The organism is Bradyrhizobium sp. B124 (assembly GCF_038967635.1).
In the GTDB taxonomy this organism is placed as follows: Bacteria; Pseudomonadota; Alphaproteobacteria; order Rhizobiales; family Xanthobacteraceae; genus Bradyrhizobium.
Genome location: NZ_CP152413.1, coordinates 4455822 through 4474991, shown reverse-complemented (window position 1 = coordinate 4474991; position 19170 = coordinate 4455822). Strand labels below are relative to the sequence as shown.

The 19170-nt window shown below is 62.3% G+C and carries 9 protein-coding genes; 6 read left to right on the top strand and 3 right to left on the bottom strand.

The window, feature by feature from the left end:
* Positions 1–210: 210 nt before the first annotated feature.
* Positions 211–456 carry a hypothetical protein gene (locus tag AAFG13_RS21495; RefSeq protein ID WP_212318104.1) on the top strand — a complete coding sequence of 82 codons (246 nt, stop codon included), beginning with the start codon at positions 211–213 and terminating at the stop codon, positions 454–456.
* Positions 457–546: 90 nt separating this feature from the next.
* The gene (locus tag AAFG13_RS21490; RefSeq protein WP_212318103.1) at positions 547–1284 is read left to right on the top strand and encodes a metallophosphoesterase family protein; all 738 of its coding nucleotides are present in this window, start codon (positions 547–549) and stop codon (positions 1282–1284) included.
* A gap of 159 nt (positions 1285–1443) precedes the next feature.
* Here AAFG13_RS21490 and AAFG13_RS21485 read toward each other — a convergent pair whose 3' ends face one another.
* A complete protein-coding gene (locus tag AAFG13_RS21485) occupies positions 1444–2568 on the bottom strand; it encodes a hypothetical protein (RefSeq protein ID WP_342713255.1) in 1125 nt (374 codons plus the stop codon).
* A gap of 123 nt (positions 2569–2691) precedes the next feature.
* On the bottom strand, positions 2692–5670 hold the full coding sequence (locus AAFG13_RS21480; protein WP_342713254.1) for a hypothetical protein: 2979 nt from the start codon (positions 5668–5670) through the stop codon (positions 2692–2694).
* 613 nt (positions 5671–6283) lie between these two features.
* Between AAFG13_RS21480 and AAFG13_RS21475 the strand changes: the two genes are divergently transcribed.
* Together AAFG13_RS21475 and AAFG13_RS21470 are read left to right on the top strand one after the other, a co-directional pair.
* A complete protein-coding gene (locus AAFG13_RS21475) occupies positions 6284–8425 on the top strand; it encodes a type I secretion system permease/ATPase (protein ID WP_212318099.1) in 2142 nt (713 codons plus the stop codon).
* Positions 8409–9821, top strand: coding sequence for an HlyD family type I secretion periplasmic adaptor subunit (locus tag AAFG13_RS21470; RefSeq protein ID WP_212318097.1), 1413 nt, complete (start codon positions 8409–8411; stop codon positions 9819–9821). The genes AAFG13_RS21475 and AAFG13_RS21470 overlap by 17 nt, the downstream gene beginning before the upstream one ends.
* Positions 9822–9842: 21 nt before the next feature.
* Here AAFG13_RS21470 and AAFG13_RS21465 read toward each other — a convergent pair whose 3' ends face one another.
* Positions 9843–10646: an FkbM family methyltransferase gene (locus AAFG13_RS21465; protein ID WP_342713253.1), complete on the bottom strand. Its 804-nt coding sequence runs from the start codon at positions 10644–10646 to the stop codon at positions 9843–9845.
* 147 nt (positions 10647–10793) lie between these two features.
* Between AAFG13_RS21465 and AAFG13_RS21460 the strand changes: the two genes are divergently transcribed.
* Positions 10794–12104, top strand: coding sequence for an autotransporter strand-loop-strand O-heptosyltransferase (locus AAFG13_RS21460; RefSeq protein WP_342713252.1), 1311 nt, complete (start codon positions 10794–10796; stop codon positions 12102–12104).
* 45 nt (positions 12105–12149) lie between these two features.
* Complete coding sequence (locus AAFG13_RS21455) at positions 12150–19025, top strand: hypothetical protein (RefSeq protein WP_342713251.1); 6876 nt, start codon at positions 12150–12152, stop codon at positions 19023–19025.
* The last annotated feature ends 145 nt before the right edge of the window (positions 19026–19170 follow it).

The following is a 19170-nucleotide window of genomic DNA, read 5'->3' as shown; positions in this document are numbered from 1 at the left end:
CCGAGGGCAGCTGTTGACCAATTTTTTCGCTGTGGCGTTGAACTTTTCGCACACCGGACATACGCCGCGCTCGGGCATTCGGCGCCCGATGGAGGGCTGCCTCAGGCTTTTTTACGAAGATGAACCAAGGCTTGCTTGACGAAGATGTACCAAGACTTGGACGGATGTTAAGATGACCATCGTCACGTTGCTCGCTGGTGTGATCGGCCTTTGCTGATCGGCAACGCCCGCTGCCACGTGCTACCCTTGCTGGCCGCGCACGTCCCAATCCAGGACATGGATACCGCGCTTGCGATTCCGGCGGACGTTGGGATCTGGACGGCGCTCCAGATGGTCGCGTTAACCATCATAAGTTTGCAGGCAGGGTGTTTCGCTGCCGTTCTGGCAAAGCTCGCTTGGGACAATGCCCTTGGCGTTAGATCGACGACCTTTGGCTCGCCCCGCTCGAATTTCTGATATTTCTGATACTGGTGGCGGGCTGGCAGCCCTCCCGAATATGCCTGTCGGTATCTCCACAACCGCTGGTCACATTGGTGCATCGCGACTATGCAGGCTCAGCCCGATCAACCGCTGCCGTCTGGCTTCCTCACTTCACCTCAGCTGCGCTTCTACGCAGTAGGAGACATCCACGGACGGCTGGATCTGCTTGAGGAGGTTAATGCCAAGATCGAGACCGACCTGAAGAGAAGTCCCTGTTGGCGCTCTGTTCGGGTGTTCCTGGGCGACTATGTCGATCGCGGTCTGCATTCGCGAGAGGTGTTGGACTACCTGGTGGCACTCGAAGGGACCTGCGATACCGTCTTCATATTGGGCAACCACGAAACGTTCCTGACGGATTTCATCCAGGTGCCGACGGTCCTGCCGACATGGCTTTCCGTCGGCGGCCTGGAGACCCTGATATCCTATGGCATCCGCCCACCGCGCAACCCGAGCCCGGCCGACCAGTCCCGGCTGGCGGCAGAGTTCGCGGAAGCGCTGCCCGTCTCACACCTGAATTTCATTCGAAGCTTGAGACCCTGCTTCGCCTTCGATGACGTGTTCTTTGTGCATGCCGGCGTACGACCCGGCGTGCCGCTGAGTGAGCAATCGCTGACGGATCTGTGCTGGATACGCGACGATTTTCTGCGACATGACGGGCTGTTCGAGCGGCTCGTCATCCACGGACACACCCCAGTCCGCGCACCCGACATTCGACCGAACCGGATCAACATCGACACCGGCGCCTACGCCACCGGGCAGCTGACCTGCATGTGGATCGAAGGCGGCCGGATGGGCTTTCTCTGAGCAGAGAGTCTCACTCCGCGCAGACTACGCGTTGCGATCGCCGAGTGATGCCCAGTAGCTTCGGAGTCTGAATACGAACCCAGCGGTAGCGACTGTGTCGAACGGCGCATTCGCCGGAAAACGGCAGGAATGAGTTGCGTGAACCGCGGTGAAGCCGAGTCACTGCTTATGGCATTCGGAAACGAAGGTCCCGTTCGCCGCCGTTAGCCGCTCCAGGCAATGGCGCGGATCCTTGACATCGCCGCTCACGACAAAATCATAAAGCTGCCCCTTGAGGATCAAGCCATAACGGCCTGGAGACAGAGCGGCGCCGCCACTTTCCGGCTGAATCTCGTACATCTCGGCATTCTCTTTGATCGGCGAGACGCGATAGGGAAATGAAATGTTCCGAATGTACCACCCATCGTCAGCCGTCGTGATCGGTTTGCCGGCCGCGTCGTAGGAAATGGCGCGGGCAACTTTCGCAATGATCCGGATTTCGGCGCGCTCCGGAATGTTCAAGGCCGCCTCACGCCGATAGACGATGAACCTGGGATTGCCATCGCGAAGAACGGGCTGCTTGGTGATTCCCATGGTCGGCGAAATCGCGACCCGCACGTCCTGGGCCTTGTTCGGCAATGGATTCAATTCGAAGAGCTTGTTGTCGCTCAATGCATAGACACCAAAATCGGAGGGCAACAACCGCGAGGGCTTCGCCGGCTCGGCTACAGCGACAGGGTCTGGAGGCTTGGGGGGAGCCACAGCAGCCTTGTTGATCTGTGACCTTCCCATGTGCGCGATATCCTCGCGATAGACGGCCGCAAGCAAGCCGCCGATCGCGAGCACAAGGATGGCCAGTGCCCCACCGATCACCGCAAGGGAACCGCTTCGCGCTCTGCGCTTGGAGGCAGAACGGTCAAGTTCGTGAGGCTCGGGGGCGGACCATATCGTCTTGGTGGCGTCCTTCGCGTACTCCATCGTGGAGTCCGAAATCGCCAAGGGCACAGCCGTCGCGCCCAGAGGAACCGGCAGCTGCTGATCATTATTCCTCGAAAAGGTCTCGACGCCATGGATGGCCGCTTCCAGCGCCTTCCTGGCCTTCGCCTCCTCGCCGGCAGGCACCCCTGAAGAAAGCAGCTGTTCGCTCAGCTTGTACCGCGCCAAGTCGTAAACTGTCTGGCGCAAACTATCCTGATCGGTACTGACCGACGTGATGATCCGGGACAGGACCAGCGCAAACTCGACTTCAGGCATAGGAGCTTCGCCGGCTTGCCCAGGTACCTGCTCGAGATCGCGCTTATTCATGAGAGCCGTTTCTATCTGCTCGGACGTGTCGCCCCTTGGCGGGATCGTGGATCTTCCCGCCATATCCCACACTCCGGGACCGGACATCTAGGGGCCGATCGTGGCCTTCCTGCAGCCCGCTCCCTAGACGATGAAATGAAATTCCTGCCAGGCGCTCCAGATCATGCCGTCGTTGGCGCGAACCCAGAGGTCGTCAGACACGGTGCCGCCATCGAAAGTCGTGCTGGCGAGCTGGGCCGCGCTGACGTTGATTGCGGTGTTGGTGGGCTGCCCGTGCCCGCCGATGCTCCAGTGGCCGCTGCTGGCCGACGGCGTCGAATCCCATAATTGATACTGGCTCATGCTGTCCCCGTCGGCATCCGAGACCGAGAACAGGCTCGATGCGGCCACGCTCAGGTTGGCGGTCGCGTGGAAGTCGGATGCGGAGACGACCGGAGCATGGTCAATCGGTGCGGTGACGTGAAATTCCTTCCACGGCCCCCAGGCGAGGCCGTCGTAAGCCCTCGCCCAGAGATCGTCTGTACCGGAGCCGCTCTGAAAGCTTGTGTTCGAGAGCTGCGCTGCACTCACATCGATCGCGACATTGGTGCCCTGAGCTACTCCGGCGACCACCCAGTGCCCGCTGCTGGGATCGGACGTCGAATCCCACAGCTGATAGTTCGTGATGGTGTCTCCATCCGCATCGGCGGTCGAGAACAGCGTGGAGGCCGCGATATCCTGGCCGTGGCTCGCTGAAAAGTCGGTGGCCGATACGATCGGAAGGTTGTCGGCCGGCGCGTTGACGTGAAACTCCTTCCAGTTGCCCCATGTCATGCCGTCGAAGGCACGCACCCAGAGGTCGTCGGAGCCCGAACCGCTCTGGAACGAGGCATTCGTCAATTGGGTGGGCGTAACATCGATGGCGATGTTGGCGGCCTGCGCCAGCCCGCCGACCACCCAATGCCCGCTGGCAGGATCGGCGGTCGAGTCCCAGAACTGATAGTGGGTGATCGTATCGTTGTCGGCGTCGCTGACCGTGAACAGGCTTGACGCGGCGATGTCCTGACCGTGCGTCGCGGTCATGTCCGACGCGCTCACCACCGGCGCATGGTCGATCGGCGCGTTGACGTGGAATTCCTTCCAGGCTCCCCACGTCGTGCCGTCATTGGCTCGCAGCCACAGATCATCCGAGCCGGAGCCCGACTGAAACGAGGTGCTCGTCAATTGAGCGGGCGTCACATCGATGGCGATGTTGGTGGCCTGCGCCACTCCGCCGACCACCCAGTGACCGCTGGCGGGATCGCTCGTTGAATCCCAAAGCTGATAGGCGGTGATCGTGTCGTTGTCCGCATCGCTGATCGTGAACAGGCTTGACGCGGCGATGTCCTGACCGTGCGTTGCGGTCATGTCCGACGCGCTCACCACGGGCGCATGGTCGATCGGCGCGTTGACGTGGAATTCCTTCCAGGCTCCCCACGTCGTACCGTCATTGGCTCGCACCCACAGATCATCCGAGCCGGAGCCCGATTGAAACGAGGTGCTCGCCAATTGAGCGGGCGTCACATCGATGGCGATGTTGGTGGCCTGCGCCACGCCGCCGACCACCCAGTGACCGCTGGCGGGATCGCTCGTTGAATCCCAAAGCTGATAGGCGGTGATCGTGTCGCCATCTGCGTCGGTCACGCTGAAGAGACTGGACGCGGCGATATCCTGGCCGTGGGTCGCCGACACGTCGGTTGCGCTGACTACCGGCGCATGATCCAGACCTGGCGCGGCCGTGAACGGGACCCATGCTCCCCAGAGATATCCGTCATAGGCCCGCACCCAGAGCGTGTCCGGGGCCGTACCGAACACATAGCTCACTTGCGAGAGGCTGGCGGCCGAGACGTCGATCTCGGCGTTGGTGGCTTGCGTAGCGCCATTGATCGCCCAGTGCCCGTGGCCCTCGGTGTCCCAGAATGCATATTGGGTGATGGTGTCGCCATCCGCGTCACTGGCCGAGAACAGTGAGGATTCAGCCACCGAGAGCTGCCCGCGCGAACCAGTCACGTTTGCTGCCGTGACCACGGGCGCATGATCAGCCGGAGAAATCACGAAGGGTTTCCAGTCGCTCCACAAATAGCCGTCGAAGGCTCTCACCCACAGCGTGTCCGAACCAGGTCCGGCCTGGTAACTTGCTTGGGCCAATTGCGACGCACTGATGTCGATCTCGGTGTTGGTGCCCTGGATCATTCCTCCCACTGTCCAGTGACCGTTGCCATTGGTGTCCCAGAAGGAATATTCGGTGATGGAATCGCCCGCGGCCATGTTCACCGAGAACAACGATGAGGCCGCATAAACCTGATTTCGGGCGGCGGACTGATCGCTGGCGGTGACGACCGGTGTCGTCCGGATGCTGTATCCGAGGTCCTTCAGAACTCCGATGTCCAGGTTGGAGATCGCGTACTGGTAATCGGCGTAGAAGACGATTCCGTTCATCAAGTCCAGCGTGAGCGGGTCCTTGACGGTCGACGGGGTGGCGTAGAGGTCGGATTGCTGGTTGCCGAAATGGTAATAGTTCTGGGTCGTGCTGTCTGTGGTCAGGGGCACCGGGCCGCCGTAAGCGGCCTCGGCATTCGCACCAACAAAGTTGGCGCCGGTTGCGGTCTTTTGAATCAGGGTGTCGAACGTGGATTCGTAGGCGCCGGCCAACTGGCCGCTCTGGTCGTACCAGCCCGTCATGCCGAAGCCGTGCATGAGCTCATGCAGAAAAACGTTGATCGGATTGATCACGTTTCCAGGCACCTGACTGGACCAGCTCAAGCCATAGTCGAGGTCGATGTACTGGAAGTAGCCGGGATCGATGTTGATGGTGATGTCGCTTGTCGTTCCAGGGACGTGCTGTCCGGTGGTCAGCTCGTACTGGCTTGACGGCTCATACACCGCGAGCCCGCCATTCGTGCCCACCAAGTAGCTGGAGGTGGGCCCGCCGTCGGCACGGCCAACGGAGGTGGGCAGGATATTGAGGGACACCACCATGGTGCCAATGCCCAGGATATATCGCTGCCAGATGTTGAGGGCCTGCTCGAGGTCGTAAACCAGAGACGCGTCGGCAGATCCGCCTACGTTCGATGAATCGTTCAATGTGACGGAATAATTCCAAGTCATCTTGGTCGAGCTTTCAATCTATGGTAGCGTGGCAATAATTGATAATATTCATGCTGACCAGTCACTGGGTGGTTAATAGACGACAAATGGCCGGCCCCGGACAAGGCGGTGCGTGGAGGCTGTTGGTATCCAGCGCCTCTGGCGAGATTGGCTCGGCTCATCACCTTGGGGCATCACACAGAGTCCGGGCCATTCTTTGCATGCTGCAAGATCGGAAGGGCATGACCCTCTTATACGCGATAAGGCCTACGCGATCATCCCTGTGATCCCGGTGACAGCCATATCGCGTGGCCACGATCCGTAAGACTACGGAGCCTGGTTCGGATTTCCGAACGGTTCCACGATGGACTCCAGGATCGGCATGATGTCGCTCGCGAATTCGGCCTGGCCGTTGATAACGCCAATTGCATCTCGCCGGAGAGCCATAGTACTCTGCCTGTCATATTCATTTGCTGCTCTGTCGGTTCGTTACGAATAGTCAGTTTGCGCTGACGGCGAGGCCGAGGAGCAGGGGCGGGGCGCGCTCACGGCAATTCGGCTCACCTTCGACTGCAGTTATTTTCAGCTACTGAGCAGATTAAATCGCGAGATGATTGAAACGCGGAGCGGTACGACAGCAGACAGCGGGATCGTTGGGCTCGCGATGCTGCTGCGTTTTCACGGCATCCCGGCCGATGTCGACCAGATTCGTCACCAAGTCGGCAATGGCCCATTCGGAACGCCGGAGATGCTGCGGTACGCGCGCTCGACCGGCGTCAAGGCCCGCGAGCTGACCACCAACTGGTTAAGGCTCGAGAAGGTCCCGCTTCCTGCCATCGCGCTGTTGCGCGACGGCGGCCATCTGATCCTCGCCAAGGTGGGCGCAGACAAGATCCTCGTTCAATCCCCTCTGTCAGAGCGCCCGGAGTTGATCACCAGGGCCGAACTGGAAGCGGTGTGGACCGGCAAGCTGATCCTGGTGAGCCGGCGGGCGGGACTGGTCAATCTTGCACGCCGCTTTGACCTGTCGTGGTTTCTGGGGGCAATCCACAAATATCGCTACCATTTCGTGGAGGTGTTGATCGCCTCGTTCTTCTTGCAGCTGTTTGCTCTGGTGTCGCCGCTGTTCTTTCAGGTGGTGATCGACAAGGTCCTGGTTAATCACACACTCAGCACACTCGACGTGCTCGTCGTGGGGTTGATCGGCATCGCGGCTTTTGAGACAGCCCTCGCGATACTGAGGACCTACCTGTTCTCCCACGTGACCAACCGGATCGATGTCGAACTGGGAGCCCGCTTGTTTCGGCACCTCATCGGGCTGCCCATTGCCTATTTTCAGGCTCGCCGGGTTGGCGACTCGGTTGCGCGGGTCCGCGAGCTGGAGAACATTCGCAACTTCCTGACCGGCTCCGCGCTGACGGTCGTGATAGACCTGTTCTTCACCGTCGTTTTCATCGCGGTGATGTTTATCTACTCGCCGATCCTGACCTGGATCGTGCTTGGATCCTTCCCGCTCTATGTCGGCATCTCGGCCGGCGCGACGCCGATGTTCCGTCAGCGGCTGGATACCAAATTCGAGCGCGGGGCCGAAAACCAGGCCTTTCTCGTCGAGAGCGTGACCGGTGTCGAGACCATTAAGGCCATGGCGCTCGAACCGCAGATGCAGCGCCGCTGGGAGGAGCAGCTTGCCGGATACGTGGCGGCCAGCTTCCGCGTGCTCAGCCTGGCGAATGTCGCGAGCCAATCGGTTCAGTTCGTGAGCAAGCTCGTCACCGCGGTGATCCTTTACGCCGGCGCCAAGCTGGTGATCGACGGAAGCCTCACGGTGGGCGAGCTGATCGCCTTCAACATGTTCTCGTCACGCGTGAGCGCACCGGTTCTGAGGCTGGCGCAGCTCTGGCAGGACTTCCATCAGGCCAGGCTCTCCGTCGCGCGGCTCGGCGACATCCTGAATACGCCGGCGGAGCAGACGTTCAGCCCCGGTCGCGCCGTGCCGCCGCCCATCAAGGGTCAGGTCACCCTTGAGCACGTGTCCTTCCGCTATCGGGTGGATGGACCCGAGGTGCTGCACGACATCAACATCAGCATTCCGGCCGGCCAGGTCGTCGGCATCGTCGGTCCGTCCGGTTCGGGCAAGAGCACCTTCACGAAGCTCGTTCAGCGCCTTTACGTTCCGGAGAAGGGCAGGGTCCTTGTCGACGGGATTGACCTTGCGATGGTCGATCCGGCCTGGTTGCGTCGCCAGGTCGGCGTCGTCCTGCAGGAAAACGTGTTGTTCAATCGCAGCGTACGGGAAAACATCGCGCTCGCCGACCCGGCCGCTCCGATGGAGAAAGTGGTCGCCGCAGCTCAGCTCGCGGGAGCTCACGAATTCATTCTGGAACTGCCGGAAGGCTACGACACCGTCGTCGGCGAGCGCGGCTCCAGCCTGTCGGGGGGGCAGCGGCAACGCATCGCGATCGCGCGGGCCCTTATCACCGATCCCCGCATCCTGATCTTCGACGAAGCGACCAGTTCGCTGGACTACGAAAGCGAAAGGGTCATTCAGGACAACATGAACCGGATCGTGAAGGGACGAACGGTTTTTGTCATTGCACATCGTCTGTCCGCTGTCAGGCGCACCGATCGGATCATCACCATTGATCGCGGCCGGCTCGTCGAACAGGGATCCCATGAGGAGTTGCTGAGCACAGGCGGAAGATACGCGTCGCTGTACCGGATACAGGCGGGGATCCATGAAGTCGGCTCGTGAACTGGTCGCGGTCGGGGGCAAAACCCGGGACGAGCTGGCCTTCCTGCCGGCCGCCCTCGAAATTGTCGAGACGCCGCCATCTCCCACCGCCAGGTTGACCGCCGTCCTGCTTGCTGCCCTGTTCTGCTGTGCCGTGGCGTGGGCAGCTCTCGGCAAGATCGACATCGTTGCCTCAGCACCTGGAAAGATCGTACCGGGCGACCGTGTCAAGCTGGTTCAGCCGCTGGAGATCGGAGTGGTGCGGGCCATTCACGTCCGCGACGGTCAAAGGGTCAAGGCAGGCGAGATTCTGATCGAGCTGGATCCGACCAGCAATCAGGCGGAGTTTCAGCACCTGAAGAACGATCTTCTCGCGTCACAGCTGGATATTTCACGCGCCCGTTCGGCGCTCGACGGAAACACCGACGCGCTTGACGGCGCACCGGCCGACACGCCGCCCGCGTTGATCCAGATGCATCTGGAGTACCTGCGCAGTCAGGATTCCGAGCAGCGCGCCAAATTGTCGGAACTGGATCGGCAGCGGGTGCAGAAGGTCGCGGAGACCAAAACGATCGACGCCAGCATCGCCAAGATTGAAGCTCTACTGCCGGTCCTGCAGGAGCGGGTCGGCGTTCGCAAGTACCTGGCGGATAGGGAGTACGGTTCAAAGCTGCAATACTTGCAGGAGCTCCAGGAACTCGTCGGGATGCAGCAGGACGTCCTGGTGCAACGGAGCAAGCTCGAGGAGGCCAACGCGGCCGTCGCCGCGCTCGCAGAGACGCGCGCCAAGCTTGTCTCGGAATACCGGCACCGCCTGTACGATGATCTCGCCAAGGCGACGCAGAAGGCTGGCAGCCTCAAGGACGAAGTGTCCAAAGCTGAGCACCGGACCAGCCTTCAAAAACTTGCCGCCCCCATCGATGGCGTGGTGCAGCAACTGGCCGTGCACACGGTCGGCGGCGTCGCAACCGCCGCCCAGACGCTCGCGGTCGTCGTACCCAGCGACAATCTGTTTGAAATCGAAGCGATGGTTTCAAATCGCGATATCGGCTTCGTGCACCCCGGCCAGGACGCCGAAATCAAGGTCGATACCTTCAACTTCACGCGCTACGGCCTGCTGCACGGCAAGATCGTCAGCGTCTCGCCCGATTCCGTCTCCCGCGACAAGGCGCGGGATCCAGCCCGCGAGCCCAATGGCGGAGCGCCGGAGGAAAGCAGCGAGCCAAAGGGGCAGGGGCCGGTGTATATCGCGCATGTCTCGATCGACCGGACCAAGATGGTCGTCGATGACAAGGAGATCAACCTTTCACCGGGAATGACCGTAACCGTCCAAATCAGGACGGGCGCCCGCAGCATCATGAGCTATTTGCTGTCGCCGATCATGCGCTACCGGCAGGATGCTCTCCGCGAGCGGTGAAAGAATTCGGCGGTCAGGCCGTCATGACGTGGTTCGCGATTCCACGTGGCTCAGGGTCGGGTCGGATTCATGGATCGCAAGGCAGTTTTGCCCCGCGTCGTAGGTCCGGTATCCATGATCGTTCAGCTTGCGAACCAGTGCGGCCTTGTCGGTCTTGATGAATTCCGCATGAATGACGGGGTGATGCTGCCGGATCGTGGCGCTGGCTCCTTCCAGCACCTTCAACTCCATCCCTTCGACGTCGATCTTGATCAGATCGCAGCGGCTCAGATTCAGGGAGTCCAGGGTGATCATCGTCGTCTCAGAGCCTTTGGCCTCGGAATAATCGATCTTCTGGCCGATCTGCTCCGTGCCGGGGCGTTGCGTCACCTCCAGACTTCCGAAGCTGGCGGGTTCCTGATGGCTTAAGGTCGGCACCCAGGTCTTGCCGGTTTCCGACGAAATAACCGCGTGCATCGCCCGCGCGTTGAAGCAGTTGTTGATGGCGATGTTGCCGGCAAGGGCGTAGTAGACCCGCTCCTGCGCCTCGATGGCAAGGACCGAACCCCAGCCGTCCATTTGCTTGGACCATTCGATGGTGTGAACGCCGATGTTCGCCCCGCAGTCGATGGCCACCACGCCATCCCCTCGGTAGGTTCTTCGCAGTGCAAGAAGACCCTTCGTAAGTTCGATTTCAGTGACGTCGAAGGCGCCGTGCTCGAGGATCTGAATCCCCACGCCAAAGATATGGTCGCCCGCGGTGTGGTAGTCCAGCCGGTTGACGATCAGCGGGCCATGCGCCGACGCTGCGATCACAAATGGGACCTTGCTGGGATTGCGGCTCATCGCTTGTGTTTCTTTGTTTCTGCGGTTCCGGAGCGGCCGCGAGAGGGGGTACTCGCTAAGGTTTTCGTCCGTTGACGCGGTTGTCAATCTCGCTTACCTTCTGCCCGCATTTTTAGCGGTCTTTATATTTTAGGGCAGGGGATATTCGTGAATGCGATTGCCGTCGCGCCGGCGATCGGGCTGAAGCGTCCGATTGACCATGTGGCCGACCAACCCAAAGTCATCGTTGATCGGTCGACCAGTGCCGTACTTGCCAAGCCGGACGCTGCTGCGCCGGATGCCGAAACACCCAAGCGTGCCTATCCGGCGGCCGCTGAACTGCCCACGCAAGTCGGTCCCAAAGGACTGCGATTCGACTTCAACGACGGCGCCCGGGTCGTTTGTCCCGAAGCCGAAGGTCCTTGGCGTGTGCGTCTTTGGGACGCCGAGACCGGGAATGTCCTGTTCGAGACGCAGTTCGCGGGCGGACGCGTCAACAGCTCAAAGCGCTACTACATTCGTTTCCGTATCGAGGTCTTGCAGGGCGAGGATGTCATCTTCTCGCATGAGTACAACGCGACGGATCGTCACGTCCTGATCCAGCTTCCGGTCGGCACCCTGGGCGACACGATCGGCTGGTTTCCCTATGTGGAGAAGTTCAGGAAAGCTCACAATTGCAAGCTGACCTGCGCAATGGCGGAGAAGCTGATTCCGCTGTTTCGCGATGCGTATCCGGAGATCAACTTCGTCACGCATGAGGAAATCCAAACCGACCGATATTACGCGACGTACAGCGTCGGGTTGTTTTTCGACGACAAGAATTTCGTCTACCAGCCGTGCGACTTCCGCTTTGTGGGACTGCACCGCACTGCCGGATACATCCTCGGCGTCGATCCGACCGAGGTGGCGCCGCGCATCTCGCTGGCCGATGATCAAAGGCCCATCGCCGAGCCCTACGTTTGCATCGCGGTCCAGAGCACCACGCAATGCAAGTACTGGAACAACCCGAACGGCTGGCGCGAACTGACCAGCTTTCTCAAGCAGGCCGGCTATCGCGTGATCTGCATCGATCAGAAGCCGACGCACGGCCACGAGCTGGTATGGAATCACATTCCGAACGGCGCGGAGGACTGGACCGGTGACCGCCCGATTCAGGAGCGGGCGAATCTGCTCAACCACGCGGACTTTTTCATCGGCCTTTCCAGCGGACTTGCCTGGCTGGCCTGGGCGGTCGGCACCCCGGTCGTCATGATCGCGGGCTTCACGCATCCGACAAATGAATTTGCTACGCCCTACCGCGTGATCAACTATCACGCCTGCAACAGCTGCTGGAACGATCCGGCGGTTCGATTCGACCACAAGGATTTTTTCTGGTGCCCTCGCCACAAGGGGACGCCGCGTCAGTTCGAGTGCACAAGGCTGATCACCGTGGACCATGTGAAGTCGGTGATCAGGACGATTCCTGGATTCAAGCTCTAGCCTATTTCAAGAACTGACCATTTTTTTTTTGGGGGGCACGCTGCCATGAGCACGACGTCTGTAGGCTCGGGTATTACCAGCTCAGGACTAATCGAAACGGGAGGCAATACGCTCGAGGTCCTCAGCGGGGGCTCGGCAGTCTCGACGACGCTGAGTGGCGGCCAGCTCCTGGTCGACGCCGGCGGCTACGCGGTAGGGACCACGATTTCAAGCGGCGGCAGTGCCGTCGTCAGCGCGGGCGGCGGGGCCGATCGCTTCGCCGTCTCGAGTGGCGGCACGCTCAACGTGGCGGGGACCGTCAACAGCTTCACCGCGGTGTTCACCGGCGGCGTCGAGAACATCGAGGCCGGCGGGTTCATCTCCGGAGCCATCGGCTCGGGCACCGGCATTTCCGGCGGCACCGTCAATGTGCTGGCGGGCGGCTCGGCTTCATTCCTGTCGGTTTCGAGCGGTGGCGTCTTCAACGTCGCCGGCACGACGCTCAGCATGATTGGGGTCCGTAGCGGCGGTGTCGAAAACGTACTGTCGGGCGGTCTCATTTCGGGGGCGGTCAGCTCAGGCACTGGCGTTTCCGCCGGCGGCATACTGAACGTTTTGGCCGGTGGCTCGGCGGCGTTCGTTGGTGTTTCGAGCGGCGGCACGTTCAACGTGTCGGGCACCGTGCTCAGCAATGTGGCGGTCTACGACGGCGGTGTTGAGAACGTGTTCTCCGGTGGTGTCGTCACCGGCGTGACCGGCTCCGGGACCGGCGTATCCGGCGGTATCGTGAACGTCCTAGCAGGTGGTGCACTGAATCACCTGACGGTTTCGAGCGGCGCGCTGAATGTCTCCGCTGGCGGTACGGTATATAACATTGGGGTGTCGAGCGGCGGTGTCTTCAATGTCGCCGGCACAGTGCTGAGCACGGTCGGGGTGTTTAGCGGCGGCGTCGAGAACGTGCTGTCGGGCGGCGTGGTGCAGGGTGTGTCCGGAGGCTTTGGCACCGCGATCTCCGGCGGCACGGTGAACGTGCAGTCGGGCGCTACCGCGACGGCGATGTTCGTCTATGCCAGCGGTGCGCTGAACGACAGCGGCATCGTCACCAATCAATTCGTGCTCAGCGGCGGCGTTGAGACCGTTTCGTCGGGTGGCCTCGCGTCGGGCGTGCAAGTTTCGGGCGGCGGTCTGCTCGACATTCTCGCCGGCGGCTCGGCGACGAGTGTTGGCGATTCCGGGCGGGTCATCGTCGAAGCCGGCGCCACCGCCGACCACATCACTGTCTCGAGCGGCGGCGTGCTCAGCGTGGGTGGCACCCTCACCAGCAATACAGGCGTCCTGGCGGGCGGTGTCGAGACCGTGTTGTCCGGCGGACTGATCAGCGGAGCCAGCGGCTCAGGGACCGGCATTGCTGGCGGCACATTGAACCTTCTGGCCGGGGGCTCAGCGGTCTTTGTAGGCGTGTCGAGCGGCGGCACGTTCAATGTCGCGGGCACCGTGCTCAGCAACGGCATGGTGTTTGCCGGCGGCGTCGAGAACGTGCAGTCCGGCGGTCTGATCACCGGCGCCATCAGCTCGGGGACCGGGGTTATCGGTACGCTGAACGTTCTGGCCGGTGGCTCGGCGGCCTATGTCGGTGTTTCGAGCGGCGGCACGTTCAACGTGTCGGGCACCGTACTCAGCAATGTCGCTGTCTATGACGGCGGCGTTGAAAACGTTCTCTCGGGTGGTGTTGTCACCGGCGTGACCGGTTCCGGGACCGGCATCTCCGGCGGTACCGTCAATGTCCTTTCGGGCGGCGCGCTGGATCACCTGACGGTGTCGAGCGGCACGCTGAATGTCTCCGCTGGCGGCACGGCGCACAACATTGCGGTGTCGAGTGGCGGCACCATGAATGTTGCAGGCACCATCACCAGCAACACGGCCGTCATTGACGGCGGCGTTGAGAATGTTCTCTCGGGTGGTGTTGTCACCGGTGTCCCGGGCTCCGGGACGGGCGTGTCCGGTGGTACCGTCAACGTCCTTTCGGGCGGTGCGCTGGATCATCTGACAGTTTCGAGCGGCACTCTGAATGTCTCGGCTGGTGGCACGGCACATGACCTTACGGTGTCGAGCGGCACCCTGAATGTTGCAGGTACAATCATCAGCAACACGCTGGTCTCGAGCGGCGGTACCGAGAACGTGCTGTCCGGCGGGCTCATCTCCGGCGCATCGAGTGCGGCGACCATCATTTCCGCCGGCGGCGTCGTGAACGTCCTGGCCGGTGGTTCGGCTGTGCACGTCGGTGTGTCGAGCGGCGGCATCTTCAATGTCGCAGGCAAGGTACTGAGCAATACCGGTGTCTACGCCGGCGGCGTAGAGAATGTCCTGTCCGGAGGATCGATCTCCGGCGCGAGCGGATCCGGGACTGGAATTTCGGGCGGTACGTTGAACCTGTCGGCCGGCGCCACGGCCGCCTTTGTCGGCGTGTCGAGCGGCGGCATCTTCAATGTTGCCGGCACCGTGCTGAGCAATGCCAGCGTCACGAGCGGCGGTGTCGAGAACGTGCTGTCCGGTGGACTGATCACCGGAGCCGTCAGTTCAGGCACCGGCGTCAGCGCAGGCGGCGTATTGAACGTGCTGGCCGGCGGCTCGGCGGCTTTCGTCGGCGTCTCCAGCGGCGGCACATTCAATGTGTCGGGCACCGTGCTCAGCCGCGTGGGCGTTTATGCCGGTGGTGTTGAGAACGTCTTCTCAGGTGGTGTTGTCAACGGCGCCGTGGGCTCCGGGACCGCCGTCTCCGGCGGCACGGTCAACGTCCTTTCGGGCGGCGCGCTGGATCACCTGACCGTTTCCAGTGGCGGCGTGTTCAACATTGCCGCCGGAGGCACGGCGCACGACATTGCGGTGTCGAGTGGTGGCGCGCTTAATCTTGCAGGCACGACGACGAGCAACGTCTTCGTGCTCGCTGGTGGTAGTGAGATTGTATCGTCCGGCGGCTCCGCAGGGGTGGTGACGATCTCCGGCGGCGTGGTCGAATTGCAGGCGGGAAGCCTCGCGAGCGGCATCGCATTCAGCGGTTCCGGCGGGCAGCTCAAGGTCGATGGCACATCTTTGGCCGGCACCACCATCAGCGGTCTGGTGCTGGGCGACAGCATCGATTTGGCTGGCCTCAATTTCGTGTCCGGCGGATCGGCGTCCTTGCTCGCGGGCAACATCCTGCATGTCACCGAGGGGGCTTCCTCCTTTGATCTGCAGCTTAATCAAACCCCTGGCGTCCGGTTCAGCGTCGGCACCGATGGCGGCACCGGCACGCTGGTCACGACGCGTGCCGACGTCGCACCGGTCACGTCAGCGCCCAATGTAACGGCAATCTTTGGCGAGAGCTCTGCGCTCGCTTCCAGCCTGTTCTCGGTCACGGACGCCGATGGCGATCCCATCACCCAATACGCGTTCTGGGACACCCAAGGTAACGGACACTGGGTCCTCAACGGCGTCGCGCAGGCGACCAACGCCGAGATCGATATTGGGGCGGCGAACCTGTCGCAGATGAGCTACGTGTTCGGTCCGAGCGGTTCGACTGATACCCTCTTCGTACGAGCCAATGACGGCACGGCTTGGAGCGGCTGGACCCAGTTTACCGCAAAGGCGTTTGTCGACACCGCGCCAACCGTGAACGCAGCCAACGTCACTGCGGCGCACGGCCAGACGTCGATTGCCGCATCCAGCCTGTTCACGGTGAGCGATCCGGATCCCGACACGATGACCCAGTACGCGTTCTGGGACACCGGCGGAAGCGGCCACTGGGTGGTGAATGGTGTCGCCCAGGCAGCCAACGTCGAGATCGATGTTCCGGCGGCGAACCTGTCGCAGGTGAGCTACGTGTTCGGGCCGACAGGGTCAGCCCCCGATACGCTGTTCATCAAGGCGAACGACGGAACGTTGTGGGGAGCCTGGCAGTCGTTCACGGCAACACCGGGGGTCGATACCGCTCCGGTCGTTACGGCCGCGAACGTGACGGCCGCCCATGGGCAGACGTCGGCTCTCGCGTCGAGCCTGTTCTCGACCTCGGATGCCGAGAGCGATCCGATCACCCAGTATGCGTTCTGGGACACCGGTGGAAATGGCCATTGGGTGGTGAATGGTGTCGCGCAGGCAGCCAACGTCGAGATCGATGTTGCCGCGGCGAACCTGTCGCAGGTGAGCTACGTATTCGGCCCCGGCGGCTCGATGGCCGATACGCTCTACGTGCGGGCGAATGACGGCAGCCTGTGGGGGGCCTGGAAGTCGTTCACGGCAACACCGGGGATCGATACCGCTCCGGTCGTTACGGCCGCGAACGTGACGGCCGCCCATGGGCAGACGTCGGCGCTTGCGTCGAGCCTGTTCTCGACCTCGGATGCCGAGAGCGATCCGATCACCCAGTACGCGTTCTGGGACACCGGCGGCAATGGCCACTGGGTGGTGAATGGCGTCGCCCAGGCGGCAAACGTCGAGATCGATGTTGCCGCGGCGAACCTGTCGCAGGTGAGCTACGTGTTCGGGCCCGGCGGCTCGATGCCCGATACGCTTTACGTGCGGGCCAACGATGGCAGCCTGTGGGGGGCCTGGAAGTCGTTCACGGCAACACCGGGGGTCGATACTGCTCCGGTTGTTACGGCCGCGAACGTGACCGCCGCCCATGGGCAGACGTCGGCTCTTGCGTCGAGCCTGTTCTCGACCTCGGATGCCGAGAGCGATCCGATGACCCAGTATGCGTTCTGGGACACCGGCGGAAGTGGCCACTGGGTGGTGAATGGTGTCGCCCAGGCGGCCAACACCGAGATCGATGTTGCCGCGGCGAACCTGTCGCAGGTCAGCTACGTGTTCGGTCCGGGCGGCTCGACGGCTGATACGCTTTTCGTGCGGGCAAACGACGGCAGCCTGTGGAGTACCTGGACATCGTTCACGGCAGGGCCGGGGGTCGATACTGCCCCGACCGTGACTGCGGCGAACGTGAAAGCGGCCCATGGGCAGACGTCGGCTCTCGCCTCGAGCCTGTTCTCGACCTCGGATGCCGAGAGCGATCCGATGACCCAGTTTGCGTTCTGGGACACCGGCGGCAATGGCCACTGGGTGGTGAATGGCGTCGCCCAGGCGGCAAACGTCGAGATCGATGTTGCCGCGGCCAATCTTTCGCAGGTCAGCTACGTGTTCGGACCGGGCGGCTCGACGCCCGATACGCTCTACGTGCGGGCGAATGACGGATCGAAGTGGAGCAGCTGGGCAGCGTTCACGGCAACGCCGGGGGACGATACTGCTCCGGTCGTTACGGCAGCGAACGTGGCCGCGGTTCACGGCGAGGCGTCGACTCTCGCCTCGAGCCTGTTCTCGACCTCGGATGCCGAGAGCGATCCGATCACCCAGTACGGATTCTGGGACACCGGCGGCAATGGTCACTGGGTGGTGAATGGTGTCGCCCAGGCGGCAAACGTCGAGATCGACGTGTCCGCGGCGAACCTGTCGCAGGTCAGCTACGTGTTCGGTCCCGGCAACTCGACGCCCGACACGCTCTATGTGCGGGCGAACGACGGATCGAAGTGGAGCACCTGGACCGCATTCACGGCAACACCGGGCCCCGACACGGCTCCGGTCGTGACGGCGGCGAACGTGGCCGCGGTCCACGGTGAGACGTCGACTCTCGCCTCGAGTCTGTTCTCGACCTCGGATGCCGAGAGCGATCCGATCACCCAGTACGCGTTCTGGGACACCGGCGGCAATGGCCACTGGGTGGTGAATGGTGTCGCCCAGGCGGCCAACGCCGAAATCGATGTTGCCGCGGCGAACCTCTCGCAGGTGAGCTACGTGTTCGGCCCCGGCAACTCGACGCCCGATACGCTCTATGTGCGGGCCAATGACGGCAGCGAGTGGGGCGCCTGGACCGCATTCACGGCAACGCCGGGCCCCGACACGGCTCCGGTCGTGACGGCATCGAACGTCAGTGGCATTCACGGCCATTCGGTGGCGGCCTCGACCCTGTTCTCGACCTCGGATGCCGAGAGCGATCCGATCACCCAGTATGCGTTCTGGGACACCGGTGGAAATGGCCACTGGGTGGTGAATGGCGTCGCCCAGGCGGCCAGCGCCGAGATCGATGTCTCGGCGGCGAATCTCTCACAGGTCAGCTACGTGTACGGCCCCGGCGGCTCGCCGTCGGATACGCTCTTCGTGCGGGCCAATGACGGCAGCGAGTGGAGTACGTGGAAGTCGTTCACGGCCACCGCAACCAACCAGGCACCGACGGTCTCGGTCGCCAACGTTGTGACGGTCTCGGGGCAGACCTTTGCTGCCGCGAACCTCGTCACGGCGACGGACGCCGACGGCGATGCCATCACGAAATATGCGCTGTGGGATTCCAACACCAACGGGCGCTGGAACATCAACGGAGTGAACCAGCAAGCGAATACCGAGATCGACGTCACTGCGGCACAGCTTTCCCAGGCGACCTATCAGGCCGGCTCGGGCACCGACCAACTCTGGATCCGGGCGAATGACGGCACCGCGTGGGGGGCCTGGCAGTCGTTCAATGTGACGGGAGAGAGCCCGAGCAGCGCCAACATCGTGCCGGGCGGCACCTTGGAATTGACCGGGGGGTCGAATGCCGGCGTGACGTTCCAGGGGTCGACGGGGACGCTGAAGCTCGACAATTCCGCGAGCTTTAGCGGAACCGTCGCCGGGATGACGGGTTCGGATGCGATCGATTTCGCGAACATCAATTTTGCGAGCGTTCACACGCCGACCTTCAGCGGAACCAGTGCGAGCGGCACGCTCACGGTGACGGACGGCACCGTCACGGCGAGTATCATGCTGCTGGGCAACTACATGGCCTCGACCTTCGCGACCTCGAGTGACGGCCATGGCGGGACCCTGGTTGTCGATCCGCCGGCGACGCAGGTCAGCCAGCTGGCGCAGCCACAGCATGCGTGAGGCCTGAAGATGAGGGGCTGTGTGGGCCTGTCGCGGGCCCACCGCAACCAGATCCCTCAACCGGCAGAAACAAAAAGGCCCGCCTCCCGGCGGGCCTTTTCGTGTCTTGCGACGCTTCTGGGATTCCATGCAAGACCGAACGCTT

Excerpts from the sequence above, each read along its gene's own strand:
- AAFG13_RS21465 (WP_342713253.1), bottom strand. The coding sequence starts at position 10,646 with ATGAGCCGCAATCCCAGCAAGGTCCCATTTGTGATCGCAGCGTCGGCG.
- AAFG13_RS21455 (WP_342713251.1), top strand. The coding sequence starts at position 12,150 with ATGAGCACGACGTCTGTAGGCTCGGGTATTACCAGCTCAGGACTAATC.
- AAFG13_RS21490 (WP_212318103.1), top strand. The coding sequence starts at position 547 with ATGCAGGCTCAGCCCGATCAACCGCTGCCGTCTGGCTTCCTCACTTCA.
- AAFG13_RS21470 (WP_212318097.1), top strand. The coding sequence starts at position 8,409 with ATGAAGTCGGCTCGTGAACTGGTCGCGGTCGGGGGCAAAACCCGGGAC.
- AAFG13_RS21485 (WP_342713255.1), bottom strand. The coding sequence starts at position 2,568 with ATGAATAAGCGCGATCTCGAGCAGGTACCTGGGCAAGCCGGCGAAGCT.
- AAFG13_RS21475 (WP_212318099.1), top strand. The coding sequence starts at position 6,284 with ATGATTGAAACGCGGAGCGGTACGACAGCAGACAGCGGGATCGTTGGG.